The sequence below is a fragment of the Cricetibacter osteomyelitidis genome (assembly GCF_004340985.1).
Classification (GTDB): domain Bacteria; phylum Pseudomonadota; class Gammaproteobacteria; order Enterobacterales; family Pasteurellaceae; genus Cricetibacter; species Cricetibacter osteomyelitidis.
In genome coordinates this window covers 94,303-120,518 of record NZ_SLYB01000002.1, presented here as the reverse complement: position 1 = coordinate 120,518, position 26,216 = coordinate 94,303, and the positions used below count along the sequence as shown (strand labels likewise).

27 protein-coding genes are annotated in these 26,216 nt (G+C 40.7%); 10 read left to right on the top strand and 17 right to left on the bottom strand.

What is annotated here, in order from left to right; all coding sequences use genetic code 11:
- Positions 1-41: 41 nt before the first annotated feature.
- Entirely contained in the window at positions 42-497 is a 456-nt protein-coding gene (locus EDC44_RS01705; protein WP_131974754.1) for an Lrp/AsnC family transcriptional regulator, read from the top strand.
- Positions 498-610: 113 nt separating this feature from the next.
- Here EDC44_RS01705 and EDC44_RS01700 read toward each other — a convergent pair whose 3' ends face one another.
- On the bottom strand, positions 611-1,690 hold the full coding sequence (locus EDC44_RS01700) for an alkene reductase (RefSeq protein ID WP_131974752.1): 1,080 nt from the start codon (positions 1,688-1,690) through the stop codon (positions 611-613).
- 136 nt (positions 1,691-1,826) lie between these two features.
- On the opposite strand from EDC44_RS01700, the gene EDC44_RS01695 reads away from it, so the two are divergent.
- From EDC44_RS01695 to EDC44_RS01685, 3 genes are all read left to right on the top strand, one after another.
- Positions 1,827-2,696: a LysR family transcriptional regulator gene (locus EDC44_RS01695; protein WP_131974750.1), complete on the top strand. Its 870-nt coding sequence runs from the start codon at positions 1,827-1,829 to the stop codon at positions 2,694-2,696.
- 132 nt (positions 2,697-2,828) lie between these two features.
- The gene (locus tag EDC44_RS01690) at positions 2,829-3,830 is read left to right on the top strand and encodes a virulence RhuM family protein (RefSeq protein ID WP_131974748.1); all 1,002 of its coding nucleotides are present in this window, start codon (positions 2,829-2,831) and stop codon (positions 3,828-3,830) included.
- Positions 3,831-3,855: 25 nt separating this feature from the next.
- On the top strand, positions 3,856-5,277 hold the full coding sequence (locus tag EDC44_RS01685; protein ID WP_131974746.1) for an MFS transporter: 1,422 nt from the start codon (positions 3,856-3,858) through the stop codon (positions 5,275-5,277).
- A gap of 205 nt (positions 5,278-5,482) precedes the next feature.
- Here EDC44_RS01685 and EDC44_RS01680 read toward each other — a convergent pair whose 3' ends face one another.
- On the bottom strand, positions 5,483-6,274 hold the full coding sequence (locus tag EDC44_RS01680) for a helix-turn-helix transcriptional regulator (protein WP_131974744.1): 792 nt from the start codon (positions 6,272-6,274) through the stop codon (positions 5,483-5,485).
- Positions 6,275-6,373: 99 nt separating this feature from the next.
- Here EDC44_RS01680 and EDC44_RS01675 point away from each other — a divergent pair, with 99 nt between their 5' ends.
- The 5 genes from EDC44_RS01675 to modD all read left to right on the top strand — a co-directional run bounded on the left by EDC44_RS01675 (position 6,374) and on the right by modD (position 10,800).
- Entirely contained in the window at positions 6,374-7,693 is a 1,320-nt protein-coding gene (locus tag EDC44_RS01675) for an MFS transporter (RefSeq protein WP_131974742.1), read from the top strand.
- A gap of 132 nt (positions 7,694-7,825) precedes the next feature.
- Positions 7,826-8,563 carry a molybdate ABC transporter substrate-binding protein gene (gene modA, locus EDC44_RS01670; RefSeq protein WP_131974740.1) on the top strand — a complete coding sequence of 246 codons (738 nt, stop codon included), beginning with the start codon at positions 7,826-7,828 and terminating at the stop codon, positions 8,561-8,563.
- On the top strand, positions 8,538-9,335 hold the full coding sequence (locus EDC44_RS01665; protein ID WP_131974738.1) for an ABC transporter permease: 798 nt from the start codon (positions 8,538-8,540) through the stop codon (positions 9,333-9,335). The genes modA and EDC44_RS01665 overlap by 26 nt, the downstream gene beginning before the upstream one ends.
- Position 9,336: 1 nt before the next feature.
- On the top strand, positions 9,337-9,936 hold the full coding sequence (locus EDC44_RS01660; RefSeq protein ID WP_131974736.1) for an ABC transporter ATP-binding protein: 600 nt from the start codon (positions 9,337-9,339) through the stop codon (positions 9,934-9,936).
- 18 nt (positions 9,937-9,954) lie between these two features.
- Entirely contained in the window at positions 9,955-10,800 is an 846-nt protein-coding gene (gene modD / locus EDC44_RS01655; protein ID WP_131974734.1) for a ModD protein, read from the top strand.
- Between the two features lie 190 nt (positions 10,801-10,990).
- Here modD and EDC44_RS01650 read toward each other — a convergent pair whose 3' ends face one another.
- The 11 genes from EDC44_RS01650 to mnmG all read right to left on the bottom strand — a co-directional run bounded on the left by EDC44_RS01650 (position 10,991) and on the right by mnmG (position 20,762).
- On the bottom strand, positions 10,991-11,419 hold the full coding sequence (locus EDC44_RS01650) for a F0F1 ATP synthase subunit epsilon (protein WP_131974732.1): 429 nt from the start codon (positions 11,417-11,419) through the stop codon (positions 10,991-10,993).
- A 43-nt stretch (positions 11,420-11,462) separates the two neighbouring features.
- Positions 11,463-12,836 carry a F0F1 ATP synthase subunit beta gene (gene atpD, locus EDC44_RS01645; RefSeq protein WP_131974730.1) on the bottom strand — a complete coding sequence of 458 codons (1,374 nt, stop codon included), beginning with the start codon at positions 12,834-12,836 and terminating at the stop codon, positions 11,463-11,465.
- A gap of 20 nt (positions 12,837-12,856) precedes the next feature.
- Positions 12,857-13,723, bottom strand: coding sequence for a F0F1 ATP synthase subunit gamma (gene atpG, locus EDC44_RS01640; protein WP_131974728.1), 867 nt, complete (start codon positions 13,721-13,723; stop codon positions 12,857-12,859).
- A 21-nt stretch (positions 13,724-13,744) separates the two neighbouring features.
- Positions 13,745-15,286: a F0F1 ATP synthase subunit alpha gene (gene atpA, locus EDC44_RS01635; protein WP_131974726.1), complete on the bottom strand. Its 1,542-nt coding sequence runs from the start codon at positions 15,284-15,286 to the stop codon at positions 13,745-13,747.
- Positions 15,287-15,298: 12 nt separating this feature from the next.
- Positions 15,299-15,832, bottom strand: coding sequence for a F0F1 ATP synthase subunit delta (atpH, locus tag EDC44_RS01630; RefSeq protein WP_131974724.1), 534 nt, complete (start codon positions 15,830-15,832; stop codon positions 15,299-15,301).
- Positions 15,833-15,842: 10 nt separating this feature from the next.
- Positions 15,843-16,313 (bottom strand): F0F1 ATP synthase subunit B, encoded by a 471-nt coding sequence (atpF, locus tag EDC44_RS01625; protein ID WP_131974722.1) that lies wholly within the window; start codon positions 16,311-16,313, stop codon positions 15,843-15,845.
- 79 nt (positions 16,314-16,392) lie between these two features.
- Complete coding sequence (atpE, locus tag EDC44_RS01620) at positions 16,393-16,647, bottom strand: F0F1 ATP synthase subunit C (protein WP_131974720.1); 255 nt, start codon at positions 16,645-16,647, stop codon at positions 16,393-16,395.
- Positions 16,648-16,791: 144 nt separating this feature from the next.
- Positions 16,792-17,592, bottom strand: a complete 801-nt coding sequence (gene atpB / locus EDC44_RS01615) for a F0F1 ATP synthase subunit A (RefSeq protein ID WP_131974718.1) — start codon at positions 17,590-17,592, stop codon at positions 16,792-16,794.
- An 18-nt stretch (positions 17,593-17,610) separates the two neighbouring features.
- Positions 17,611-18,018 (bottom strand): ATP synthase subunit I, encoded by a 408-nt coding sequence (locus EDC44_RS01610; protein WP_131974716.1) that lies wholly within the window; start codon positions 18,016-18,018, stop codon positions 17,611-17,613.
- A 222-nt stretch (positions 18,019-18,240) separates the two neighbouring features.
- Positions 18,241-18,873, bottom strand: a complete 633-nt coding sequence (gene rsmG / locus EDC44_RS01605) for a 16S rRNA (guanine(527)-N(7))-methyltransferase RsmG (protein ID WP_131974714.1) — start codon at positions 18,871-18,873, stop codon at positions 18,241-18,243.
- A complete protein-coding gene (gene mnmG, locus EDC44_RS01600; protein WP_131974712.1) occupies positions 18,873-20,762 on the bottom strand; it encodes a tRNA uridine-5-carboxymethylaminomethyl(34) synthesis enzyme MnmG in 1,890 nt (629 codons plus the stop codon). The genes rsmG and mnmG overlap by 1 nt, the downstream gene beginning before the upstream one ends.
- Before the next feature lie 641 nt (positions 20,763-21,403).
- Between mnmG and recA the strand changes: the two genes are divergently transcribed.
- The gene (gene recA, locus EDC44_RS01595) at positions 21,404-22,534 is read left to right on the top strand and encodes a recombinase RecA (protein ID WP_131974710.1); all 1,131 of its coding nucleotides are present in this window, start codon (positions 21,404-21,406) and stop codon (positions 22,532-22,534) included.
- Between the two features lie 91 nt (positions 22,535-22,625).
- Here the strand turns inward: recA and EDC44_RS01590 are convergent, their stop codons facing one another.
- Genes EDC44_RS01590 through gatB form a run of 4 tightly spaced genes read right to left on the bottom strand, consistent with a single transcriptional unit; the run spans position 22,626 to position 26,213 of the window.
- Complete coding sequence (locus tag EDC44_RS01590) at positions 22,626-23,411, bottom strand: DeoR/GlpR family DNA-binding transcription regulator (protein WP_131974708.1); 786 nt, start codon at positions 23,409-23,411, stop codon at positions 22,626-22,628.
- 54 nt (positions 23,412-23,465) lie between these two features.
- On the bottom strand, positions 23,466-24,509 hold the full coding sequence (locus tag EDC44_RS01585) for a zinc-binding dehydrogenase (RefSeq protein ID WP_131974706.1): 1,044 nt from the start codon (positions 24,507-24,509) through the stop codon (positions 23,466-23,468).
- Between the two features lie 56 nt (positions 24,510-24,565).
- On the bottom strand, positions 24,566-25,924 hold the full coding sequence (locus tag EDC44_RS01580) for a PTS galactitol transporter subunit IIC (protein ID WP_131974704.1): 1,359 nt from the start codon (positions 25,922-25,924) through the stop codon (positions 24,566-24,568).
- Between the two features lie 4 nt (positions 25,925-25,928).
- Positions 25,929-26,213: a PTS galactitol transporter subunit IIB gene (gene gatB, locus EDC44_RS01575; RefSeq protein WP_131974702.1), complete on the bottom strand. Its 285-nt coding sequence runs from the start codon at positions 26,211-26,213 to the stop codon at positions 25,929-25,931.
- Between the last annotated feature and the right edge of the window lie 3 nt (positions 26,214-26,216).

Sequence of the window (26,216 nt, the reverse complement as noted above, 5' to 3'; positions counted from 1 at the left end):
ATTTTGCTAAAATTTGCTTTATTTTGAGAATATTTTTAACGATGGATAGCTTTGATCGAAAAATTCTTGCTGAATTACAACAAAATGGGCGAATTTCTCTCACAGAACTAAGCGATAAAATCGGCATTAGCTTATCGCCTTGCCAACGCCGATTAAAATTATTGGAACAAAATGGCGTTATCTGTGATTATCAAGCCAATGTTAATCCCGAAAAAGTCGGGCTGCATTTTTCAGCGATTGTGTTTGTAGAAATTCGGGAAGTAACGTTGCCCCAATTACAAGCCTTTGAGAATGCATTGCACGATATTCCGCAAATCATTCAGGCACAACGATTATTCGGCAAGCCCGATTATATGCTACAAATCGTCTGTGAAAATTTAGCCGCCTTTCAAACACTCTATGATAAAAAACTTGCTACACTGCCGAATATCCTACGACTGAGTTCTACCTTAGTGATGAAAGAAATTGTGGCAAAACGTGGGTTGCCTTTGGGTTAGTGCCGTTGTTCTTAACCGATTGTTCAACCTTTCATATTTTTACCCGTACTCAACCGTACGGGGTTACCCCTACATTGCAAAATTTTCTGTAAAATCAACCGCTTGATCTTCGTTTAAGCTAAGGTTGGATAATCAATATACCCCTGTTCGCCGCCGCCGAACATTGTGGCACGGTCGGGAGCGTTGAGCGGGGCATTTTGGGCAAAGCGGTGTGGTAAATCGGGGTTGGCAAGGTAGCTTGAGCCGAAAGAAACGAATGTCGCAATGCCTTTTTGCAGCTCGGCTTCGGCAGTGTCCCGCAGATAGCCGGTATTGGCGATAAGTGTTTTGTTGGTCATTTTGCCGAAAAGCTCAATTTCATCATCTTGCGGATAATGCGGCAGTAATGGGAACATTGGGGCGCGTTTCATTAGTTCGACAAAGGCGAAATCCAAGCGGTTAAGTTCGTTAAACAGGGCTTGATAAGTGGCAATCGGGTCATCAAAGGCAATGCCGGCGTAAGGGTGCAACGGCCCAAGTTTAATGCCGACTTTCTCGCCGCCCACCGCTGCAATAATCGCCTGCATCGCTTCCACCACAAAGCGAATGTTATTTTCAATTGAACCGCCGTATTCATCATCACGGCGGTTGCTGCTTTCGGCTAAAAATTGATTCGGTAAATACCCGTTTGCGGCGTGAAACTCTACGCCGTCAAAGCCGGCGGCAATGGCATTTTTTGCAGCTTGGGCATAGTCCGCAATGGTTTGCTTAATCTCCGCCACGCTCAAGGCTTTTGGCGTTTCAAAATCCTGCATTCCTTGTGAAGTAAAATGCTGCATTCCTTCAATTTTAACGGCAGACGGTGCAACCGGCAGCTCGCCGCTACGCTCGATAGAATGAGCCACTCGTCCGGTGTGCCAGAGTTGAGCGAAAATCAAGCCGCCGTTGGCGTGAACCGCATCGGTAACCTTTTTCCAGCCGGCAATTTGTGCTTCCGTATAAAGCCCCGGCGTGAGCGGGCTGCCTTTTGCTGCCGAAGAAATATTGATCGCTTCCGATAAAATCAGCCCTGCCGATGCCCGTTGAGCGTAATATTCCGCCATTATCGCCGTTGGCACGCCTTGTGCATCGGCACGGCTACGGGTCATCGCCGCCATAGTCATTCGGTTTTTTAAGGTTAAGTTGCCTAATTTGGCAGATTCAAATAATTTCATTGTGTTGTCCTTTTGTGAGTAAAGTGCGGTCATTATAATTAGTGTTATTTTTGGGATAAAGATAGAAAAATTGGAAAGATTGTTTGCTATTTGGGATAATGGCTACCTAGGCAAGCAGTTAAAAAAGGGGGAAATTTTGCAATTTTTAAATGAAATGGGCTGGTTTGTGGAAGTGGTCAAAGCCAAAAGTTTTACCAAAGTGGCGGAAACTTGTGGCGTGCCGAAATCCACTCTTTCCCATAAAATCAATCAGTTAGAACAACATTTAGGGCTGCGGCTGCTTAATCGCACCACCCGCAAACTGGAGCTTACCGAAGCCGGACAAATCTATTTTGAACGGGCGGCGAAAATTGTCGAAGAAGCCCGTCTTGCCCATCAGCAACTGGGCGATCTGCTGGAAAATTTAAGCAGCGTATTGCGAATGTCGCTACCGGTGGACTTTGCCAACCGTTTTATCGTGCCGCTGCTGCCCGAATTTCAACGCCGCTATCCGCAGTTGCAGATTGAATTTGATGTAACGCCCCGCAATGTCGATCTCATTAGCGAGCCGTTCGATTTGGTGATTCGCATCGGCGAGCAGCCAAATTCCAACCTTATCAGCCGCAAGCTAACAACATTTGACGGCGGTTTGTATGCTTCCCCAAGTTATATCGCCAAACGGGGCGAACCGCAAACACCAAGGGAGCTGCCCGATCATCAGGTATTACTGTTCCGCACGGCAGAATGGCAGCTGTCAAACGGCAATGAAAGCCACAGCCTGCAACTGCAAGGGCAATACCGCACCAACAGTTTGGGAATGCTGGAACAGCTTGCCATACAAGGCTTAGGCATTGCCCTATTGCCCCATCGCACCGCCCGATTTTATACCGAGCAAGCCCAACTCTGCCCCCTGCTCCCCGACTGGCACAGCCCGCCCGTACCGGTTTATATTTTAACCGCCACCCGATTACTGCCGGCAAAAGTCGAAGCCTTTATCGGTTTTTTGAAAGAGCAATTTGCCGACTAGCAAGCGGTTGGTTTAGGGAAGTTATTTACATATGACAAAAACCGCCTGAAAATAAAAGTGATTCTAGCAAAAAGACTTCATTCATCATTTTTGCTAAAATCGTTGAAAAATCAAACGATAATAAGGAAAACAATGCGTAGTCAAATGATCATTTACAATACCGAAGACGGCAAAGCAGCGATTGAATTACATTTGCAGGACGGCACGGTATGGTTGAATCAGGCGGAAATTGCCACCTTGTTTCAAACCAGCAAGCAGAATATCAGTAAGCATATTAAGGCGATATTTGATGATGGCGAGCTACAGCCTGAAGTGGTTGTCAACTATCAGTTGACAACCACGCGGCACGGGGCAATAAAAGAAAAAACGCAAACAAAACCGGTCACTTACTATAATTTGGATATGATTTTAGCCATCGGCTATCGGGTACGTTCAGTGCGTGGTGCGCAATTTCGCCACTATGCCGGCAACGTGCTGAAAGAGTATCTGATTAAAGGCTTTGCGATGGATGACAGCCGTCTGAAAAACTTGGGCGGCGGTGGATATTTTAAAGAACTGCTGGAGCGGATTCGAGATATTCGCAGCAGTGAAAAGGTTTTTTACCGTCAGCTACTCGATCTCTTTGCTACCAGTCAGGATTACGACGGCAGCAGCCAAGCTGCCAAACAGTTTTTTGCCACGGTACAAAACAAAATGCATTATGCTATTCATCAGCATACCGCCGCAGAATTGGTCTATGAACGGGTCGATAGCGAGCAGGATTTTATGGGGCTGACCACCTTCAAAGGCGAACTGCCTACTCTGCAAGAAGCTAAGACTGCAAAGAACTATCTCTCTGAAAAAGAGCTGAAAGGCTTGAATCAGCTGGTTTCCGGTTATCTTGATTTTGCCGAACGCCAAGCCGAGCGGGAAACTCCAATGACTATGCAGGATTGGATTAACCATATAGATGGTATCCTGACCGCCACAGGAGAACAGCTACTCACGCATACGGGCAGCATTTCTCTCCGGCAGATGAGCGATAAAGTCGAAACCGAATATCGAAAATACCAAAGCAAAACACTGACTCAAGTAGAACGAGATTATCTAGCCAGCGTGCGAGCTTTGGTGAAATCAGAGAGTTTATTGAAATAGAAAAATCGATAAAAGGAAAGCAATAATGAACCAACCCCACTATTTTTCCCAACAGTCCGATTTTCCGACCAAAACCGTGGTGGCTGCCCTGTTTATTACGGCATTTTTAGGTTATCTGAACGAAACCTTGCTCAATGTAGCGTTAAGCACGCTGATGACGGAATTTACCGTTTCCAAGCAGGATATTCAGTGGCTTGCCACCGGTTTTTTGTTGGTAATGGGGGCGTTTTCGCCGCTGACGGCAGCGGTGCTGCAATGGTTTAAAACCAAAACGATGACCTTGCTGACACTGGGCATTTTCCTGCTGGGATCGCTGATTTGTGCGGCGGCAGTGAATTTTCCGATGTTGCTCGGCGGGCGACTGATTCAGGCGTTAGCCGCCGCCCTATCGATGCCGTTGCTGATTAACGCTATTTTGGTAATCTTCCCGCCGCAACAACGGGGGCGGGCGATGAGTTTAGTGGCGGTGATTTTCACCGTTGCCCCTGCCATCGGCCCAACGTTATCAGGGGTGATTGTCGATCAACTCGGCTGGCGGTATCTGTTTTTAGCGACTGTGCCGTTGGTGTTGGCGGCGATGCTGATGATCGTCCTCACCTTAAAACATAATTTAATGGAGATTACCCGCCCGCCGATAGATAGCCTGTCCGCTCTGCTTTCCATTCTCGGCTTTGGCGGCTTGGTTTATGCCGCCAGTCAATTTGCCGAGCTGCCACCGGTAGTATTTGCCACGTTGCTGGCGATCTCTATCGGCTTAATCGCCCTGTTTGTCCGCCGCCAATATCGTTTAAAAACGCCGTTGTTGGACTTATCGGTGCTTGGCGTGAAGCAATTCCGCTATGCGATTATCATCTTGTTTATCGCTTATTTTCTGTTCTTAGGCTTGGAATTGCTGTTGCCGATGTACAGCCAACAAGTGCTGCTGCTTTCGGCAACGATAACCGGCTTAGTGCTGTTGCCTGCCAGCATTGCCGAAGCGGCTTTCGCCCCCATTTTTGGCGTGATTTTGGATAAAAAAGGCGGTCGCCCGATTTTATTATTGGGGGCAGCGATAATGGCAGGATCAATGGCGGGGCTATGGTGGCTGATCGGGGCGGAAACGTCGCCTTATTGGCTCGCCGCCGTCTTCGCCTTGTTTGCGGTGTCCGTGTCAGCGGCGGTAACGGGCGAAACCCACGGACTGAACCATTTATCCACCACACAAAACCCGCACGGCACGGCAATTATCGGTATGCTAATGCCGATTGCCGGGGCATTGGGCGTGGCGTTTTTTATCGGTATCACCCAACTTGGCGAGCAACTTTCCGCCGCCGATCCGCAATCGGCAATGTTGAATGGCTTTAAATTAGCGGTGGGTTTAGGGGCGATATTGACCCTTACTGCCTTCTTTTCTGCAATGAAGATCCACACGGAATATAAGTTAGATAAGCCACACAACCACCATTAATCAGGGTATTTTATTATAGCGTTGTTGCCCAATAAAGTGCGGTCAGATTCAACATCATATTGTTTTCTACAAAATCTTAGTAAAAACCGACCGCACTTTTCTTGGCTTTTTTATTGATAATCTTTGCTCAATATTCAATTGATTGATTTTTTAATAAATTTTCTCTGTTTATCTAAAATTTTAAATCGCTATCCTTATGTTAAGTTTATTTTTTATTCTCTTGTATCCGCCAAGTAAAAAATTGACGCGGTGGCATTCCAAGCAACTGCCTGAACATATAAGAAAATGCACTCTGACCTTTATAACCAAGCGCTAATGCAATTTGGCTAAGGCTTTCTCCTTTTTCAAACAAAACAATCGCTTGAGAAAGTAACGCTTGTTTTCGCCACGTTGAAAAACTGCAATGAAGTTCCCGTTTAAAAAGCCGTTGTAATGTACTAATACTCGCTCCGGCTTGTAAAGTCAGATCGGCGAGTGTTTGTTGAAGATCTGGTTGCTTTAGCAGTTTTTCACAACAATGATATAAACGTTTATCTTTTGGCATCATTATTCCAAGACTAAATTGAGGTGCATAGCGGATTTCATACAAAATTAATGGCATTGTTAACGCATAATACTCGTCATTATGATGTTGTTCCTGCGTTAACGACATCAGAAGCGCTTTAAGTAATGGACGAACAAATATACTGTAGCATCGTAATGATTCATTAAGAGCTGATAAGCAAACGACATACAGATCGGCACTTTCTATTATATCGACAGAATGCGGTGTATTTGCCGGTATATACACAGCATAATGCGGTGGCAAGGTAAAAACCGTATTTTCACTCCATATTCTCACTACACCTTGTTCGGTAAAAATCAGCTGTGCCCAAGGATGGCTATGTTGGCATACATGATTTTGAGCAATATGTCGCCTAAAAATCACTTTTACAGGATAACTTTCACTGAGCTGAATCGGAAAATCCATTGGCGGAAGAATAATTTTTTCAGACATATTGACCTCTTTTCGATAATTTTTGATTTATCTTCGTAAGAATAGCATAACTTAGAGCATTAATATGTTAAAAAATAATGAAATAGATTGGGAGTTAATATGCTAAATAAATCCGACAAACATTTAATGTATTTATTAATACTGGGGATTGTACTTCCATTGCTGGATACAACCCTAGTTAATGTAGCGCTAACAGTAATTAACCGTGAATTTAATTCGGATTTAACGTATAGCCAATGGATCATTTCATCCTATGGATTAGCGGCAGTATGTACTGTTCCTCTAGCCGCATTCTTAACGGAGAGCATTGGAACAAAACGGGTCTGGCTTATTGGGTTAATGTTATTTTGTAGCGGAATATTACTTGCTGGTTTATCTGCTGCTCTCGGTTGGTTAATTACAGCAAGAATAATGCAAGGAGCCGCTACTGGTTTAATGTTACCAACAATGCAAATCATTGTTGTACAATCTGTCGGTGCAGAAAAAACAAGATCAGCGTTAGCAATGATGTCTGTACCTACGGTTATCGCCCCGATCATTGCCCCTTTAATCGCAGGTTTGATTTTAGATTATTACAGCTGGCAATGGCTATTTTGGTTACAAATGCCACTTTGTATATTGGCTTGGATTTTATCTTGGATTCACTTACCAGACTACCATCCAACAAATCAAAGTAAAGCAGATATTAGCGGACTATTAATGATTATATCGGCGCTTTGTTTAACGGTTTATAATCTTAACCATTTTCAAACATTCTATAACGGATTAGGAATCGGAGGTGGTTTGCTCATTGGTCTGCTGTTTTACTATCACCAAAAAAAGAAAGCTGAAGCTGCAATTAATCTTAACCTGTTCCATATATTGCACTTTCGCTATCAAATAAGTTTATTATTTCAAAGTAGCTTACTTTATTATGGAGGAATTGTATTTTACCCCATTCTATTTATTCAAAGCGGTCTCCCGGCTATTACAGTTGGTGGTTTGCTGGCTTTACAAGGCATAGGCACATTAATTTCCCGACAAATGCTAGCAAAATTATCAACACGTTATACTGATCATCAAATACTTATCTTTTGTAGCGGATTAACCTTAATCTCATCACTTATATTAGCTTTGCCTTTAGCAATTAACACAATTTCCATTACGGCTTTATTGATGTTATTACGAGGTTACGGTCTTGGTATTTTGACGATTTTACCTATGTCAAACCTCTATCAAGGCTTGGAGAAAAAACAGATTGCTCATGCTTCAGTCATCAGCAGAATGGTTATTTATCTTGCTGCATCACTTGCTGCCGTGATCGTATCCATTGGCTTAACCCTATCCTCTTCTACGATACATTTTATATTTGCCCTTGTAATACTATGGGGATTATTTGGTGAAAAAAACAGAAACAATTCAAATAATGAGTTTAAATAGGATTCTTGAAAAGGTGAAATATTACTAGAAATTAGAGCATGACATTAGTTGTAGAAATAGCGTTAAAATCGTTATATTATAAACTATACAATGATATAATATAGTCACTTTAGCGTTATCAAGGAGAACATAATGAAAAAACTTATCACATTAATTATATCCATCACGACTACCTTATCAGTACAAGCTGCTGATTTATATCTTTATGCCGGTGTAGGGCTTAAAGAACCCGTAGAAAAGATTGTGAAACAATTTGAGCAACAAACGGGACATAAAGTTACCATTGAATACGGCGGCTCAGGTCAATTATTAGCTCGTTATAATGCGGTTAAAACAGGCGATCTTTATTTGCCGGGCTCAAATGATTATGTTGAAAAACTGGAGAAAACAGGAGAAGTCAAAGCATCTGCCCAATTAGTGCTACATATTCCTGTTATGGCAATTCGTAAAGATAAAAGCGCAGGTATTCATTCTTTTCAAGCGCTTGCGGAAAGTCGGTTACGTTTAGGTATTGGAGATAGTAAAGCTATGGCACTGGGTAAAGGTGCAGAAAAAATCTTTGAACGCTCCGGATACCAAAAAGCATTAAATGACAAAGTGGTTGTAAAAGCGGCAACAGTCAAACAATTGATGCTTTACCTATTAAATGGCGATGTTGATGCAGCCGTTGTTGGGCGTGCCGGCGCTTGGAAAATACGTGATAAAGTAGATATACTTCCAAATCCGGCAGGCACACCAGAAGAAAAAGTCACAATAGCGCTGCTTTCTTCTAATCAACATCCGGCTGAAGCAAAACAGCTTCTCGATTTCTTCAAATCCGAACAAGGTGTGAAATATTTTACTGATGAAGGCTTCCTACCTATTAAGTAAGAGCACAAGTTTAAAGTTAGCATTAGTGCCTCTTGCTCTCTTATTATTCGTGGTAACAGGTGCTATATTTTCCTTAATCAGTCAACTTGATACTCATTTTTTCGGAATTATTTTAACCGATCCGGAATTACATTTTGCGTTGATGATGTCATTAGGAACATCGATTATATCGCTTATACTTGCACTAATGATAGCCATCCCTTCTGCCTGGGTAATGAGCCAAGTGCGGTTACCTTTTCAAAAGTTTATTGATACGGCACTTGATTTACCAATGGTCTTGCCACCGCTAGTAACAGGACTCAGTTTACTCCTGTTATTTAATTCGCAAGGCATTGTTAGCCAACTTATACCTATCGTCAGCCAATGGATTTTCAGTCCGACCGGAATTGTGATTGCGCAAACTTATATCGCAAGTTCCATTATATTACGTCATGCACGCGGTACCTTTTCTACATTAGATTCAGGTTATCGTCTCACCGCATATAATCTCGGTTTATCTCCATTAAAAACCTTAATCAGCATTGAACTTCCTATGTGTTGGAGACCTATCCTTTGTGGCGCGATCCTTGCTTGGTCACGCGCCATTGGTGAATTTGGTGCAACGCTGATGTTAGCGGGAGCAACCCGCTTTAAAACAGAAACATTACCGATGGCTGTTTATCTTAATATTGCAAGTGGTGATTTCGAAATTGCAATTGGTGCCTCGCTATGGCTATTGTTTATTTCAGCCTGCTTACTGTTTTTACTACGTACAATTAATCGGAACATTTAGTATGTTAAGAATTACACAATTATATGCAGGTATTCTTCAAAATATCCATTTATACCTTAATAAAGGTGAATGTATCGCTATCATTGGACAATCCGGCAGCGGGAAAACAACATTACTCAATACCATTGCCGGCTATATTGATTATCAGGGTGAAATTGAATTAGCTCAAAAAAATCTCAAGCAAATCCCACCTTGGCAACGTAGCTGTCGCTATCTCAATCAAAGACTATACTTGTTTCCGCATAAAACGGTTGCGGGTAACTTAACGTTAGCAAAACCAACCGCACTTCGTTCCGAACAACTACAGTTACTTGCTAAATTAAACATTGATCACTTGATTGATCGTTATCCACATCAGCTTTCAGGCGGTGAACAACAGCGTGCGGCACTTGCTAGAGCATTAATCAATCCTCCCGATGTATTACTGCTTGATGAACCGTTTTCATCACTTGACTGGGAAACCAGACAACATATTTGGATAGTGCTTAAGAAATTAATTCAGGCAGAAAAAATTACCACTCTGTTAGTCACACATGAACCCAAAGAAGCCGATTATTTTGCAGATCAACAAATTCAATTATGTAAAGGTAAACTGATTTAACTCAAAAAGGAACTTACTATGATTTATTTTTCAGATAAAGAACTTGATGACTTTTTACTTGAAGATATTTACCGTGGCGATCTCACGACTCATGCTTTAGGAATTGAGCATGTAGCTGCGAGGATTTTATTTAAACGTAAAACAGCAGGCATTGTAGCAGGTATTCACATTGCAGAAAAATTACTGCAAAAGCTAGGTATCCGACCTCATATTTATGTAAATGAAGGTGACATAGTCAAAGCGGGAGACTTACTAATTAGCGCAGAAGCATGCGCAGATCAGCTCCATCAAGCATGGAAAGTCATACAACTTATCTTAGAATGGTCTTGTGGAGTCGCACAATATACATCAGAGATGATCGCAACGGCCAAAGCAATTAACCCAAATGCAGTTGTCGCTTGCACACGTAAAAGTATTCCGAATACGAGAAAGCTTGCCACTAATGCCGTACTCGCTGCGGGCGGTCATATTCATCGACAAGGAATTAGTGAAACATTACTTGTCTTTACAAATCATCGTCACTTGCTCGATAAACCTGAAGATTGGCAACATATTGTCGCCACACTAAAACGAGAAGCGCCAGAAAATAAAGTGACATTGGAAGCAGATAATTTAGCACAATTTGAAGCAATGCTCATTGCCGAACCTGATATTATTCAATTAGACAAATTTTCACCGGCACAAGTAAGACAAGCTCTAGCGCTCTTAGCTGCATCACAAAAAAAGATAACTATCTCAGTTGCCGGTGGCGTCAATAAAAATAATATCGCTGATTACGCGAAATTAGGGATAGCGTTATTTATTACATCAGCCCCTTATTACGCACCTCCGGAAGATATTAAAGTAATCATTGAAAAGCAGTAACCTGATTATCAATCCTTACAAAAAAATTGAGCCCTGTAGATTACAGGGCTCAATATTTAAGTTAAATTATCTGTCCAGATTCTGGGGAGCAGATCACTTTGATAAATTCAAAGTGCGGTCACAAAAAACAACGATTTTTTTAACGTTAGCTTCACCAATGACCGATTATAAATACTCTTACAGAAAAATTTTAGCGTTTTGATTTCACTAATTTTTCTGTCAATTCATAAGCACGAAGTTTAGCAAGTTCTTTGGAAAGTTTGGCTGCCAGTAATTCGTGATTCGCATCCGAATGATGTGCCACGATATTTTCTTCCGCTTTGCGTTTCGCTTCCAAAATACGATTTTGATCCAATTCGGAACCGCGAATTGCCACATCAGCCAGCACGGTAACAATGTTCGGCTGTACTTCTAAAAATCCACCGGAAACATAAATAACATCTTCGCTACCGTTTTCCAAAGTAAATTTTACAATCCCAGGTTTTATACCGGTTAGTAACGGAGTATGTCCGGGTAAAATACCCAATTCACCTTCCGTACCTGTCGCCTGTACATTGTTTACAACGCCTTCGAAGATTTTTTCTTCAGCACTTACCACAGTTAAGTTAAATGTTGCCATATTATTCTCCTTCAAGTTATCTGGTAATCAGTTCTTGAAGTGATTACATTTTGTTGGCTTTTTCTAGCACTTCTTCAATTGAACCGACCATATAGAACGCTTGTTCCGGAATATGGTCGTATTCACCGTCTAAAATACCTTTGAAACCACGGATAGTATCTTTTAATGATACGTATTTACCCGGTGATCCGGTAAATACTTCGGCAACGAAGAATGGTTGTGATAAGAAACGTTCGATTTTACGTGCACGTGCTACCACTAATTTATCGTCTTCGGATAATTCGTCCATACCAAGGATTGCGATAATATCTTTCAATTCTTTATAACGTTGCAAAATACCTTGTACACCCCGTGCTACATCATAATGTTCTTGACCTACAACTAACGGGTCTAATTGGCGAGATGTAGAATCTAACGGGTCAACCGCCGGATAGATACCTAATGACGCAATTTGACGGCTCAATACTACTGTTGAATCCAAGTGAGCAAAGGTTGTAGCCGGAGATGGGTCGGTTAAGTCATCCGCCGGTACGTAAACCGCTTGAACGGAAGTGATAGAACCGGTTTTAGTTGATGTGATACGTTCTTGCAACACACCCATTTCTTCCGCCAATGTCGGCTGATAACCTACCGCTGACGGCATACGGCCTAACAATGCGGATACTTCTGTACCTGCAAGGGTATAACGATAAATATTATCCACGAAGAATAATACATCACGACCTTCATCACGGAATTTTTCTGCCATTGTTAAACCGGTTAATGCAACGCGTAAACGGTTACCCGGTGGCTCATTCATTTGACCGTACACTAAAGATACTTTATCCAATACGTTGGATTCTGTCATTTCATGATAGAAGTCGTTACCTTCTCGAGTACGTTCACCTACACCGGCGAATACGGAATAACCACTGTGTTCAATCGCGATGTTACGGATTAACTCCATCATATTAACGGTTTTACCCACACCCGCACCACCGAACAGACCCACTTTACCGCCTTTCGCAAACGGACAAATCAAGTCGATAACTTTGATACCGGTTTCCAATAACTCCGTACTGTTGGATTGATCTTCGTAGCTTGGTGCCTGACGATGGATTGCCCATTCTTCTTCAGCACCGATAGGACCTTGTTCATCAATAGGTTCGCCTAACACATTCATAATACGGCCTAAGGTTTTAGTACCTACCGGTACAGAGATAGGATTTCCCGTATTAGTTACGCTTAAACCACGTTTTAAACCGTCGGATGTACCCATTGCGATACAACGTACAACACCACCACCTAATTGTTGTTGAACTTCAAGGGTTAAACCCGATTCAACTTTCAATGCATCGTAAACTTTTGGCACTGCATCTTGTGGGAATTCAACGTCAATCACCGCACCGATGATTTGTATAATTTTTCCTGCTGCCATTACCGTTCCTCTAAGATTTGTTAAATTGCTGCCGCACCGGCTACAATTTCATTTAATTCATTTGTGATACTTGCTTGACGGGCTTTGTTATACACCAACTGCAATTCATTGATTAAATTACCTGCATTATCTGTTGCTGCTTTCATTGCTACCATCCGAGCTGCCTGCTCCGAAGCCAAATTATCAACCACCGATTGATAAACTTGAGATTCTAAATAACGGATCAATAGGCTGTCTAACAGCACTTTCGGATCCGGCTCGTAAATATAATCCCAAGATTGTTTTTCGTCTAAATTATCGCTATCTAATTCCGGTAGCGGAACCAATTGTTGGACAAGCGGTTTTTGCGACATCGTATTGATGAATTGATTATAGGCAATATAGATTGCATCAATTTTGCCTTTTTTATAAACTTCAAACATTTGGTTCGCAATACCGATTAATTCTTCTACCGAAGGATTATCGCCCATACCGGAATGTTGTGTTCTGATTTCTACCCCTAATGAACGGAAAAAAGCAATACCTTTCGAACCGATAATACCCAGTTCAACATCAACGCCTTTTTCCTTCCATTGTTTAATTTCGGTCATAATGGATTTAAATAAATTAATATTCAAACCACCACACATACCGCGGTCTGTAGAAACAACTAACATACCGATTTTTCTCGGTTCACGCTCGACTAAAAACGGATGTTTATAACCGATACTGGCTTTAGATACGTGGCTGATAACGTGACGAATTGTTTCAGAATACGGGCGAGATGAAGCCATACGATCCTGCGTTTTACGCATTTTCGATGTAGCTACCATTTCCATTGCCTTAGTAATTTTTTGTGTACTTTGTACACTGGCAATTTTGGTTTTTATCTCTTTTGCACCTGCCATTTCGTTTCTCCGTTTCCGCTATTACCAGGTATTATTTGCTTTGAATGTATCTAAAATACCTTTTAACGTATCTTTGATTTCATCGTTATAATTACCGGCTTTGGTTAAATCCTGCATAAAATCAGCATTTGTACGTTTCGCGTAATCTAAAAGTGCGGTCTCAAAATCAGCAATTTTGTTTAACTCCACATCCTCTAAATAGCCGAATTCCACAGCGAACAACATTACTGCTTGTTCAGCAACGGATAACGGTGCATATTGTTTTTGTTTCAACAATTCGGTTACTTTTTCACCATGTGCCAATTGTTTACGGGTTGCATCGTCAAGATCGGAGGCAAATTGAGCAAACGCCGCTAATTCACGATACTGAGCAAGTGCAGTACGAATACCACCGGCTAATTTTTTAATCACTTTAGTTTGTGCTGCACCACCTACCCGGGATACGGAAATACCCGGGTTTACTGCCGGACGAATACCCGCATTAAACATATTGGATTCTAAGAAAATCTGACCGTCGGTAATAGAAATTACGTTAGTCGGAACGAACGCTGATACGTCACCGGCCTGAGTTTCGATAATCGGTAATGCAGTCAAAGAACCTGTTTGACCTTTTACTGCACCTTTGGTGAATTTTTCTACGTATTCTTCGTTTACACGGGAAGCACGTTCAAGTAAACGTGAGTGTAAATAAAATACATCACCAGGAAATGCTTCACGGCCCGGCGGACGGCGTAATAATAAGGAAATTTGACGATAAGCTACCGCTTGTTTGGATAAATCATCATATACGATTAATGCATCTTCACCACGATCGCGGAAATATTCCCCCATCGCACAACCTGAATATGGTGCTAAATATTGTAATGCCGCTGATTCCGATGCCGAAGCGACAACTACAATAGTATTGGCTAATGCACCGTGTTCTTCCAATTTACGCACTACGTTGGCGATTGTCGATGCTTTTTGACCGATTGCCACATAGATACATTTAATACCTGAATCACGTTGGTTGATAATAGCATCAATAGCTAATGCGGTTTTACCTGTTTGACGGTCACCGATGATCAATTCGCGTTGGCCGCGACCGATTGGTACCATTGAGTCAACGGCTTTATAACCGGTTTGTACTGGCTGATCAACGGATTTACGTTCGATAACACCCGGTGCAATTACTTCAACCGGCGAGAAACCGTCATTTTCAATTTCGCCTTTACCGTCAATTGGCTGACCTAACGTATTTACCACACGACCTAACAAACCGCGACCTACCGGTACTTCAAGAATACGGCCGGTACATTGAACTTCCATACCTTCCGCTAAATCGGTGTAAGGGCCCATTACCACAGCACCGACTGAATCACGTTCCAAGTTCAATGCCATGGCATAAATATTACCCGGTAATGCAATCATTTCACCTTGCATCACATCCGTTAAGCCACTGATACGAATAATACCGTCACTTACGGAAACGATTGTACCAGTATTACGAGCTTCACTCGTTACATTAAAATCGGCAATTCGTTTTTTAATTAATTCACTAATTTCTGTAGAATTTAGTTGCATATATTGTTCCTCTTACAGTTGTAATTCGTTTGCCAAACGGGTGAGTTGTCCACGGCTTGAACCGTCAATCACCATATCGCCGGCACGAATAATTACCCCTGCGATCAATGTGCTGTCCACAGTACAATGTAATTTCACTTTTTTATCAAGTTTACGTTCCATTGCTTGTTGGATTTTTTTAATCTGTACATCACTTAATGGTTGAGCTGAAATGACATCAACGTCCGCAGTTGCTTGATGTTCGGCAACATAAGATAAAAATTGCTGAAACACTGCCGGAAGTGCGGTCAAACGTTGATTTTCCGCCATTAGCTTAATAAAGTTACGCCCCTGCTCATTAAGTTTGTCACCACAAATTGCAATTACAGTATCCGCTGTTTTATGTACTGATGAATCGCCGCGTAAAAATTGTTGAATAGTTTTGTTTTCAACAACCTGAGTAGCGAAATCAAGCATATTCTGCCATTGATCAATACTTTTGTTTTCTACTGCAAAATCAAATGCGGCTTTTGCATAAGGGCGAGCGATAGTAGTTAATTCCGACATAAGGCTCACCTTAGAGTTCTGCAACTAATTTATCAATAATGTCATTGTTTGCCGCTTCATCTACTGTACGACCCACAATTTTCTCAGCACCGGCAATTGCCAATGATGCCACTTTAACGCGTAATTCTTCTTGCACCCGTTTACGTTCGGATTCCACTTCGGCATGACCTTGAGCGATAATTTTCGCTTTTAATTCATCTGCTTCGGTTTTTACATTTTCTAAAATTTCATTACGACGTTTATTGGCTAAATCAACAATCTCTTGTGCTTGAGATTTCGCTTTCGCAATTTCTTGCTCTGCCAATACTTTAGTATCAGCCTGCTCTTTTCTCGCAGCATCAGCGGATGCAAGTGCATCGGCAATTTTTGCCTGACGCTCTTCAATCGCTTTGATGATCGGCGGCCATACAAATTTCATACAAAACAGTACGAAAAGAATAAAGGCTACCGTTTGCCAAATTAATGTTGCATTTAAATTCACAACGTCCTCCTCGAGTTGGTTATTAGTTTGTTTCAGAACAAACCAATTGGTTATTTAACACTAAGTCCAACTCTGTTTATTATGATAATAAACTAATAAATGGGTTTGCGAAGATGAAAAGTAAAGCAATACCAACAGCAATCATTGAAATCGCATCTAATAGACCGGCGATAATGAACATTTTTGTTTGTAAGCTGTTTGCCAATTCTGGTTGACGAGCAGAAGATTCTAAGAATTTACCGCCAAGCAAACCAAAGCCGATTGCCGTACCAATCGCCGCAAATGCTAGCAAAATCGCTGATGCAATGATAGTTGATGAAATTACAGTTTCCATAGTTTTCTCCATTAAGTTGAAGGAATTAGCCGAATGGCTAGGTTTAGTTAATAAAAATTTTTTGTATTAAGAGCGGTCAGTTTTTATAAAATTTATTAAAAATCCACCGCACTTTTATTCTATTCGTTAAAAATCGAATTCGTTTTAATGATCGGCTTTGTTATAACCAATACTTAAGTACACTACAGTCAACATCATAAAGATGAACGCTTGCAGAGTAATAACTAAAATATGGAAGATAGCCCAAATCAAGTGTAAAGGTACACCCATTGCCGCAATTAATCCGTTCGCTCCGTACATTACCGCGATTAAAACGAAAATCAATTCACCGGCATACATATTACCGAATAACCGGAATGCCAAAGAAATAGGTTTTGCCAAAAGCGTAACGGTTTCAAGGATAAAGTTTACCGGAATTAAAGCCCAGTGATTAAACGGATGTAGAGTATATTCTTTCACTAAACCGCTAAATCCTTTGGATTTAACCGTGTAGTATAAAATAAGGAAAAATACGCCGATACCTAAAGAAAGGGTAATACTGATATCAGCCGTCGGTACTGCGCGCAGATAGTGAAGACCGGTCATTTGAGCTGTTTGCGGCAAATAATCTACCGGTACCAAATCGATCAGGTTCATAATGAAAACCCAACAGAAAATGGTTAAAGCTAATGGTGCGACCACATTACGCGGACCGTGAAAATTTTCACGTACGACACCATCAACCCATTCAACCAGTATTTCTACAAAACATTGTAGCTTTCCCGGTACACCGCTAGTCGCTTTTTTCGCTGCCGAACGGAATATCCAAAGAAAAACCAAACCGGATAATACGCTAAAGAAAATAGAGTCGAGATGAACGGACCAAAAAGAATCACCTGTAGTTAAAAACTGTAAGTGATGCTGAATGTAACCTTCAGATGTAAGTTCAGTTGCTTGCCCAGCCATAAACTATCCTATTGATAATTAATTAAATACATTCTGTTTTTGGTTTTCTTTTTGTTTGAAATAAATAGGCAGTAAGTTATTAAGCACTAATGCCACAATAAAACCGACAAAAAAGAAAATGTAATTCATTGTTTGATACAAAGAGAAAAATCCCGCCATCAATACAATGGTTATTGCAAACTTGATCGCTTCACCTTGGTAAAGTGCGGTCATATTCTGCATATTTTGTTGAGATTGGCGGCGAAAATAAACAAAAAAAATCAGGGCACATTGCGGAACGAAAATACTGAATACCCCCAAGGCAAAAGCAATTCCGTCATTAATTTGATAACAAATGATAAGCAATGTCGCCGTTATAAAACACAGTAATTCAATAAGTATTACTTTTCGGTACATTTTTTTTGTTCGTTTTAATATTGCCGACATTTTTATTCCATTTTATATGAACAGGCATATAAATTTACAACAAATCAAACGCCCCCTATTATACGTTAGAAAGCATATTATTCAATGTTTTCCGTATAATAAATATGCCTTTAGATCAAATAAAAATGTGATAAAGATCACATTTCATACAAAAATTTAACATTTAATTAAAAAACAAGCAAAATTTTATTTTCTTAATTAAATTATATAACCTATAAAACCTTAACGAATCAGTATCAGATGTCGTTCACCCACTAATTCGGGTACTTGCAATTCAATCACTTGCAGTACCTTAAATTTTTTATCCAATTGCTGCACTTCATCTTGTTGATATTGCCCTTTTAAAGCATAAAACAGACCATTTTCGGCAGGCAAATGATGACACCAATCCGTCATATCTTTTAATAAGGCAAAAGCCCGACTTAATACTCCGTCAAATAGATGATCGGGTGCAAATTCTTCTACGCGACTAAGCACCGGCTGTATGTTAGTCAGATCTAACTCACGCACAGCATTACGGATAAAACTAATGCGTTTGCCGAGACTGTCTAATAATACAAACTGTTTATCGGGATTGATAATCGCTAGCGGCAAGCCCGGCAAACCGGGACCTGTACCCACATCAATAAAACGTTCGCCTTGTAAATAAGGGCTAACAATCACGCTATCCAAAATATGTTTTATCAACATTTCCAAAGGATCACGCACGGAAGTCAGATTATAGGCTTTATTCCATTTTTGTAATAACAACACTAACTGCACCAGCTGTTTTTTTTGTCGATCGGTCACGGAAAGTGCGGTCTGTTTTAACAAAATTTCCAGTTTTTCTGCTAACTGTTGTTCAAGGTTCATCATTATTCACCCCGCTTTAACATACCCTGTTTTTTCAGGTACACCAGCAAAATAGAAATAGCCGCCGGTGTCACGCCGGAAATTCGACTGGCTTGACCGATAGAAACCGGACGATGTTGTTCCAATTTAGACCGCACTTCGTTAGAAAGTCCGGAAACGGAAGCATAATCAAAGGTTGTTGGAATTACAGTATTTTCGTGGCGTTTTTGTTTTTCGATTTCTTCCAATTGATGTTCTATATAGCCTTGATATTTCACTCCTATTTCCACTTGTTCCGCCGCTTCTTTATCGCTCAAAGCAGGTTGGAACGGCGTAAGTGCGGTCAGAATTTCATAAGAAATTTCCGGACGACGTAATAAATCTTCACCGCTGGCTTCACGCACTAAAGGCGAACCCAATACCTGATTGGCTTCATCTAAATATTCGGAACGAGGATGCAGCCAAATACTACGTAAACGTTGTTTTTCCAGCTCAATATTATTCATTTTTTCATTAAAACGAGCCCATCGTTTGTCATCAATCAATCCTAATTTATAAGCAATCGGCGTTAAACGCATATCCGCATTGTCTTCACGCAATAACAAACGGTATTCCGCACGGGAAGTGAAAACACGATAGGGTTCTTTTGTGCCTAAAGTACAGAGATCATCTACCAACACACCGGTATAAGATTGATCACGACGCGGATACCACTGTTCTTTTTCTTGCACTAAAAGACCCGCATTAATACCTGCTAACAAACCTTGTGCCGCTGCTTCTTCATAACCGGTCGTGCCGTTAATCTGACCGGCAAAAAATAAACCACGGATTGCTTTAGTTTCTAAAGTAGGTTTTAAATCACGGGGATCAAAATAATCATATTCGATAGCATAACCCGGCTTCATAATACGGGTATGTTCCATACCTTTCATGGAATTTACTATTTTCATTTGCACATCAAAAGGCAGGCTGGTAGAAATTCCGTTCGGATAAATTTCATTGGATGTCAGTCCTTCCGGTTCCAAGTAAATTTGATGAGAATTACGTTCTGCAAAACGCATTACTTTATCTTCAATAGACGGACAATAACGCGGTCCGATCCCTTCTATCACACCAGTGTACATCGGACTGCGATCCAAATTATTACGAATCACGTCATGAGTTTGTTCATTGGTATGGGTAATATAACAGGGAATCTGACGAGGATGTTGATCTACGGATCCCATAAAAGAAAACACCGGCAATATATCATCGCCGTGCTGTTTGGCTAATACATCAAAATTAATGGTACGAGCATCCAAACGCGGTGGTGTACCGGTTTTTAAACGATCAACCCGCAATCCCAGATCACGCAAACGATCCGCCAGCATGACTGCTGCAGGATCGCCGGCACGACCACCGCTATAATTTTCCAAACCAATATGGATCTTACCTGCTAAAAAAGTACCGGCAGTTAAGATCACTGTTTTAGCACGGAATTTCAGCCCCATTTTGGTTTCTACCGCTGAAACTCGATCCTGATCCAATAAAATATCCGTTACTTCTTGTTGGAAAATATCTAAATTTTCTTGATTTTCTAAAGCAATACGCACTGCTTGACGATACAGCACACGATCAGCTTGAGCACGGGTTGCCCGCACCGCAGGGCCTTTTGAACTGTTTAAGGTACGAAACTGAATCCCCGCCTGATCGGCAGCCGTTGCCATTAAACCACCCATCGCATCAATTTCTTTTACTAAGTGCCCCTTACCAATCCCACCAATCGCAGGATTACAAGACATTTGTCCTAATGTATCAACATTGTGTGTAATCAGTAGTGTTTTTAATCCCATCCGAGCAGGGGCAAGAGCTGCTTCCGTACCGGCATGACCGCCGCCAATAACGATCACATCATAGTTTTCAGTATAAAACATAATTTCTTCTTAAATTCAGTATTAAAATAAATTTGGCGTATTTTACTGAAAATTCCCCTTGCTTGAAAGCAACATTTACGGATTAGCTAAAAAGCCCTTTTTTGAGATCCTGTTGCTTATAAAAGAAAGATCTTATTTATATATAAAGATCTTATTATTACTATTATTAGATCCTTTCGATCTTGTGAATAAGATCTTTTTTTCTTTAGATCTAAAGATCTTAACTTTGATCTTTAGTTGTGAAAATCTATCCTTTTTTAGGATCATTTGTTGTGGATAACTATGCTGTTTATCCACAATGGTTATTTGGTTTAAAGTTATTAAAGCGTTATTCCTGTATTTTACACAGATTTATAAATAAATTTATCCACAGGATCTTTTGGTTAATCTATCACCGTTTTGCATAAATAATACCTTTTTATTAAAAATTTTGTTATTTTGTGATCTGGTTTCCAAAAATGATCGTTACTATCTTTTGTTTCTTTTATTTAAACTGTCATTAATATAGTTTATAACTTATTAAGTTTATTTAATTCTTTAAAAAATTAAAAAAAGATCAAAATTTACTTGTTACTGTGATCCTATACAGTATAAAATACGGGAAAATTTATTTTATTACTGATGATATAAGGAATTTGAAAATGGCTAAAAACGATAAACCGACTAAAATTGTAAATAAAGTAGCGGGTGGTAATGCCTCTGAAGAAAAACAAAAAGCATTGGCTGCGGCATTAGGTCAAATTGAAAAACAATTTGGTAAAGGTTCTATTATGAAACTGGGAGATACGCCCGATTTGGATATAGAATCCGTTTCTACAGGTTCTTTAGGTTTGGATATTGCCTTAGGGATCGGCGGTTTGCCAATGGGTCGTATCGTAGAAATTTTCGGACCGGAATCATCGGGTAAAACCACGTTGACTCTTGAATTGATTGCTCAAGCACAGAAAAAAGGTAAAACTTGTGCCTTTATTGATGCGGAACATGCTTTAGATCCTATTTATGCAGCGAAATTAGGTGTTAATACGGCTGAATTATTGGTTTCTCAACCGGATAACGGCGAACAGGCCTTAGAAATTTGTGATGCCTTAGTGCGTTCAGGTGCGGTAGATGTAGTGATTGTGGACTCTGTGGCAGCATTAACGCCGAAAGCGGAAATAGAAGGCGATATGGGCGATTCCCACGTAGGTCTGCAGGCCCGTTTAATGTCACAAGCATTGCGTAAACTCACCGGTAATATTAAATCTGCTAATTGCTTAGTGGTGTTTATTAACCAAATTCGGATGAAAATAGGTGTTATGTTCGGTAATCCGGAAACTACCACCGGCGGTAATGCATTAAAATTTTATGCTTCCGTGCGTTTAGATATTCGTCGTACCGGTGCTATTAAAAACGGTGAAGAAATTATTGGTAATGAAACCCGCGTAAAAGTGGTGAAAAATAAAGTAGCAGCCCCGTTCCGTCAAGTGGATTTCCAAATTTACTATGGCGAAGGAATTTCCAAAAACGGCGAATTGATCGATTTAGGCGTTGCACATAAATTAATTGAAAAAGCCGGTGCTTGGTATGCTATGAACGGTGAAAAAATCGGTCAAGGTAAAACCAATGCAATGAAATGGTTGAAAGAACACCCTGAACAAGCAGAGGCATTGGAAGCCAAATTACGTAAAGAATTATTGGCTCATCCGGAAAAATCATTAACCGGTTTAACATCTGATAAAATGCTAAATTCAGAAAATGAAGATAATAATGAAGAATATAATGATAATTTTTAATCATTTAATTTAATGAATAAAGAGCGGTGAAAAATTTTGATATTTTTAGCCGCTCTTTTATTTTTAGTTGTTCTTAAAATAATCGTATTTGTTATACCAATTCAATATTAATTCCGCTTTCCCGTAAAATAGATACTTTTTCTTGTGGAGCTTTAATATCGGTAATAAGAGTATTTATTTTCTCTTTCGGCAGTACTAAATTAAACCCATTTCGATTAAATTTAGTGGAATCTACTACGGCAACCACTTTGGCGGAAGCCTCCGCCATTACAGCACTGATATGATAGCCTTCGTTAAAGGTTGTTATACCTACATTAGGATCAATGCCGTCGGCTCCCACGAACATAATGTCTGCTTTGATGCCTTGTAAAGTGCTTTCGGTGATAGAACCATGCATAGAGCGGGTTTTATGTCGCACATAGCCACCGCAAATAACAAGAGTGATGTCAAGGGAATCGGAGAGAATATAAGCCGCCGGTAAATTATTAGTGATAACGGTGATATTTTTGATTTTTAATAGCTCGTAAGCAATCATCATTGTGGTACTGCCGCTGTCTAAAATTACGGTATCACCTTCTTTAATCATCGCTGCGGCTTTTTCCGCTATGCGTTGTTTCGGATCTGCGGATAAGGTATAACGTTCTTCCAATACCTTTTCTCTGTGTTCTTCCGTTTCTCTGTCTATGTCGGGTGGAGCTTGAAATTTCCCCGCTCCACCATGGAAGCGAGTGAGGCGGCGTTGTTCTTCCAACACACGCAAATCCGTGCGGATGGTGACTTCTGAGGTGTCAAAGCGTTTTGCTAAATCGGCAACCAATACCGTACCGTTTTGTTGTAGTAGTTCAATAATGTGATTTCGTCTTTCAAATGTGTTCATTTTTATTCCTTTTATCACCGCCGCCTTATTTCAGATAATTTTATTTGCTTGCGGTTAGTTTGCTTTTAACACAATCTTACCATTCATTGGTTTTCCTTCAAGTTTTTTTACCGCTTGAACGTAACCGTCAAATTGTTTAACCGAAGCTATTAATGGCGGAATATTGATTTTGCCGGTATTGATTAATTTCATGGCTTGTGTCCATTCACGCCCCGGCCAAGGATGGGAATAATTCATCCATGAACCTAAAATTGCCAATTCTTTACGTAAAATCATTCCGAATACGGTTTGATTAAGGGTTAAATCGTGATGCAAAGTTCCCACTAACACTATTTGAGCTCGAGGGCCTGCCACTTCAATAGAAATATTAACCGCTTGCGGCACACCGGCAGTTTCCAATACTAATTGATCAAAACGCAAGTCATTTAACAGTTCACGAATTTCGGCAGCGGATTGTTTCATTGAATTGAATGCAAAATCTGCCCCTAATTCTTTAGCAAGAGTTAATTTTTCTTCGTTAATATCAATCACACTGACCGTTTTCGCCCCTAATCCTTTCGCTGCTTGAGCGGCTAATAGGCCGATAGTGCCGGCGCCGACGATGATTACATTTTTATTTTCACAGCCGTTGGCAAGGTAGATAGCGTGCAAGCCCACGGTAATGGGTTCGATAAATGAGCTGTATAACGGGTCAGAAGTGCGGTCGATTTTTACCAAGTTTTTTACATTTACGCTAATATATTCCGCATTACCGCCGGCACGTCTTGAACCTACAAAGGTGTAATTTTTACACAGGGAATAGAAACCTTTTTCACATTCGGGGCAGTTAAAGCACGGTAATAAAGGGGCACAGACCACTAAATCATTAATATCCAAATTTTTCACCGCACTTCCTTTACCCACCACTAGGCCACTAAATTCGTGACCGAGGATAATCGGGTAATTATGAGCGCCGTTATGGAAAATACGTGGAATATCCGAGCCGCAAACACCGGAATACAATACTTTTACTAAAACATCGTCGTTCGCCACGATTTTAGGCGTTTCTACTTCTTTTATCACAGGATTATTGTTTGATTCGATAACAACCGCTTTCATTTTATCTCTCCAAATATTTTGTTATACCTAGGGCAAATTACCCTAGGTTATTATTTTTATACTTGCTGATTTTCCGTGGCTATTTGTTTAGTGTATGCTCTGGCTCTTGCCCAAGTAAGATACACACCTAAAGCATACACCACACCAATCACCACTAAGCCCATTACATTTTCAAAGGTGAGTAATTGCACTAATAGATAGGTAATCGGAGCACCGCCTTGGTCCATCGCCCCCACCATTTCACCGGCTTTCAATGTGCCCGCATTGGCAGCAAGTTGAGTAACCAACGGAATAGTTTGAGTAGCAATCCATAAGGTGATGGACATAATAATACTGCCGGAAATCAAGGTTCTGAATAAATTGCCTTGATGAACCGCAACCGCCATTGCTACAAAGAAACCGATGGTTGCCAAGTCACCGAATGGTAAGAGTTGGTTGGTCGGTAATATTACGGAAATTAAAATAGTCACCGGAATAAAGATCAGGCTCGCAGATACCACAGCGGTTTGACCGAGTAATAACGCCGGATCCAAGCCGATTAAGAAATCCTGACCGCCGAATTTAGCCTGTAATTTTTTGCGTGCCTGTTTGGCAATTGGAGTTAAGCCGTCCATAATTGGTTTGATGACACGCGGCATTAATAGCATTACTGCTGCGGTTTTCACGCCTAGTTGTAATACGTCTTTAATTTCATATCCGGCCAATAAACCAATGATAATTCCCATAATAAAACCCACGGTTACCGGTTCACCCAAAGCACCGAAACGTTTTTGTAAATCGTCCGCTGAAAAGTGAATTTTATTTAAACCCGGTATTTTTTCGATTACAGTATCCACCAACACAGCGACAGGTCCGAGATAAGCGGAAGTACCGTGCGGAATGGCAATGCCGTCTAATTCAAAGAAGTGCTTGGTATCTTTGGCAAACCAATCACCTAATTTGTAGGCAAAGGCTGCATGTACTACCACACCTAAAATTCCTAACCAGTATGAGCCGGTAGCTATATGCACTAAGGCACCGGTAAAAGTCATATGCCAGATGTTCCAAATATCCACATTTACCACTCGGGTCATTTTGAGTAATAACATAACCACATTTACCGCAATGGCAATAGGAATGGCTATTAAGGCGATTTGTGATGCCCAAGTAATAGGTGCAGTACCTGGCCAACCGAGATCCACTACGTGTAGATTAATATCAAAAGTATGTGCCATCGCTTTTGCAGCAGGACCGATGGAATCCAACATCAATCCAATAACCAAACCGATCCCCACAAACCCAATACCGATTTGCAAACCAGCTTTAAAAGAATCACCGAATTTCATTCCCAGCAATAAAGAGAAAATGATGATAATAATCGGCAACATTACCGCCGGACCGAGATCCAAAATATATTGCATTACCTGTGCAAACATAGTTTTATCCTCTTAAAATAGTTAAGATTTTCTCTTTCAATTCATCAATACCCACACCGGATACAAAAGGCATACCGTGAACAATAGGCACATCACCATAGGTTTGGCTTATTTTGGCGGTAGCACAAATTAAATCCACATCGTCAATATAGCTGTCGATTTCATTAATACGGCATTGCACCAATTCCAACGGAATATTGTTTTCAGCACATAATTCTTTAATTTCTTCCGCTGCCAAAGTAGAAGTTGCAACAGCACCGCCACAAGCTACGATTACTTTCTTTTTCATAAT

Coding starts and splice junctions, on each gene's coding strand:
- EDC44_RS01705 (WP_131974754.1), top strand. CDS start 42: ATGGATAGCTTTGATCGAAAAATTCTTGCTGAATTACAACAAAATGGG.
- EDC44_RS01700 (WP_131974752.1), bottom strand. CDS start 1,690: ATGAAATTATTTGAATCTGCCAAATTAGGCAACTTAACCTTAAAAAAC.
- EDC44_RS01690 (WP_131974748.1), top strand. CDS start 2,829: ATGCGTAGTCAAATGATCATTTACAATACCGAAGACGGCAAAGCAGCG.
- EDC44_RS01685 (WP_131974746.1), top strand. CDS start 3,856: ATGAACCAACCCCACTATTTTTCCCAACAGTCCGATTTTCCGACCAAA.
- EDC44_RS01680 (WP_131974744.1), bottom strand. CDS start 6,274: ATGTCTGAAAAAATTATTCTTCCGCCAATGGATTTTCCGATTCAGCTC.
- EDC44_RS01675 (WP_131974742.1), top strand. CDS start 6,374: ATGCTAAATAAATCCGACAAACATTTAATGTATTTATTAATACTGGGG.
- modA (WP_131974740.1), top strand. CDS start 7,826: ATGAAAAAACTTATCACATTAATTATATCCATCACGACTACCTTATCA.
- EDC44_RS01665 (WP_131974738.1), top strand. CDS start 8,538: ATGAAGGCTTCCTACCTATTAAGTAAGAGCACAAGTTTAAAGTTAGCA.
- EDC44_RS01660 (WP_131974736.1), top strand. CDS start 9,337: ATGTTAAGAATTACACAATTATATGCAGGTATTCTTCAAAATATCCAT.
- modD (WP_131974734.1), top strand. CDS start 9,955: ATGATTTATTTTTCAGATAAAGAACTTGATGACTTTTTACTTGAAGAT.
- EDC44_RS01650 (WP_131974732.1), bottom strand. CDS start 11,419: ATGGCAACATTTAACTTAACTGTGGTAAGTGCTGAAGAAAAAATCTTC.
- atpD (WP_131974730.1), bottom strand. CDS start 12,836: ATGGCAGCAGGAAAAATTATACAAATCATCGGTGCGGTGATTGACGTT.
- atpG (WP_131974728.1), bottom strand. CDS start 13,723: ATGGCAGGTGCAAAAGAGATAAAAACCAAAATTGCCAGTGTACAAAGT.
- atpA (WP_131974726.1), bottom strand. CDS start 15,286: ATGCAACTAAATTCTACAGAAATTAGTGAATTAATTAAAAAACGAATT.
- atpH (WP_131974724.1), bottom strand. CDS start 15,832: ATGTCGGAATTAACTACTATCGCTCGCCCTTATGCAAAAGCCGCATTT.
- atpE (WP_131974720.1), bottom strand. CDS start 16,647: ATGGAAACTGTAATTTCATCAACTATCATTGCATCAGCGATTTTGCTA.
- atpB (WP_131974718.1), bottom strand. CDS start 17,592: ATGGCTGGGCAAGCAACTGAACTTACATCTGAAGGTTACATTCAGCAT.
- EDC44_RS01610 (WP_131974716.1), bottom strand. CDS start 18,018: ATGTCGGCAATATTAAAACGAACAAAAAAAATGTACCGAAAAGTAATA.
- rsmG (WP_131974714.1), bottom strand. CDS start 18,873: ATGATGAACCTTGAACAACAGTTAGCAGAAAAACTGGAAATTTTGTTA.
- mnmG (WP_131974712.1), bottom strand. CDS start 20,762: ATGTTTTATACTGAAAACTATGATGTGATCGTTATTGGCGGCGGTCAT.
- recA (WP_131974710.1), top strand. CDS start 21,404: ATGGCTAAAAACGATAAACCGACTAAAATTGTAAATAAAGTAGCGGGT.
- EDC44_RS01590 (WP_131974708.1), bottom strand. CDS start 23,411: ATGAACACATTTGAAAGACGAAATCACATTATTGAACTACTACAACAA.
- EDC44_RS01585 (WP_131974706.1), bottom strand. CDS start 24,509: ATGAAAGCGGTTGTTATCGAATCAAACAATAATCCTGTGATAAAAGAA.
- EDC44_RS01580 (WP_131974704.1), bottom strand. CDS start 25,924: ATGTTTGCACAGGTAATGCAATATATTTTGGATCTCGGTCCGGCGGTA.
- gatB (WP_131974702.1), bottom strand. CDS start 26,213: ATGAAAAAGAAAGTAATCGTAGCTTGTGGCGGTGCTGTTGCAACTTCT.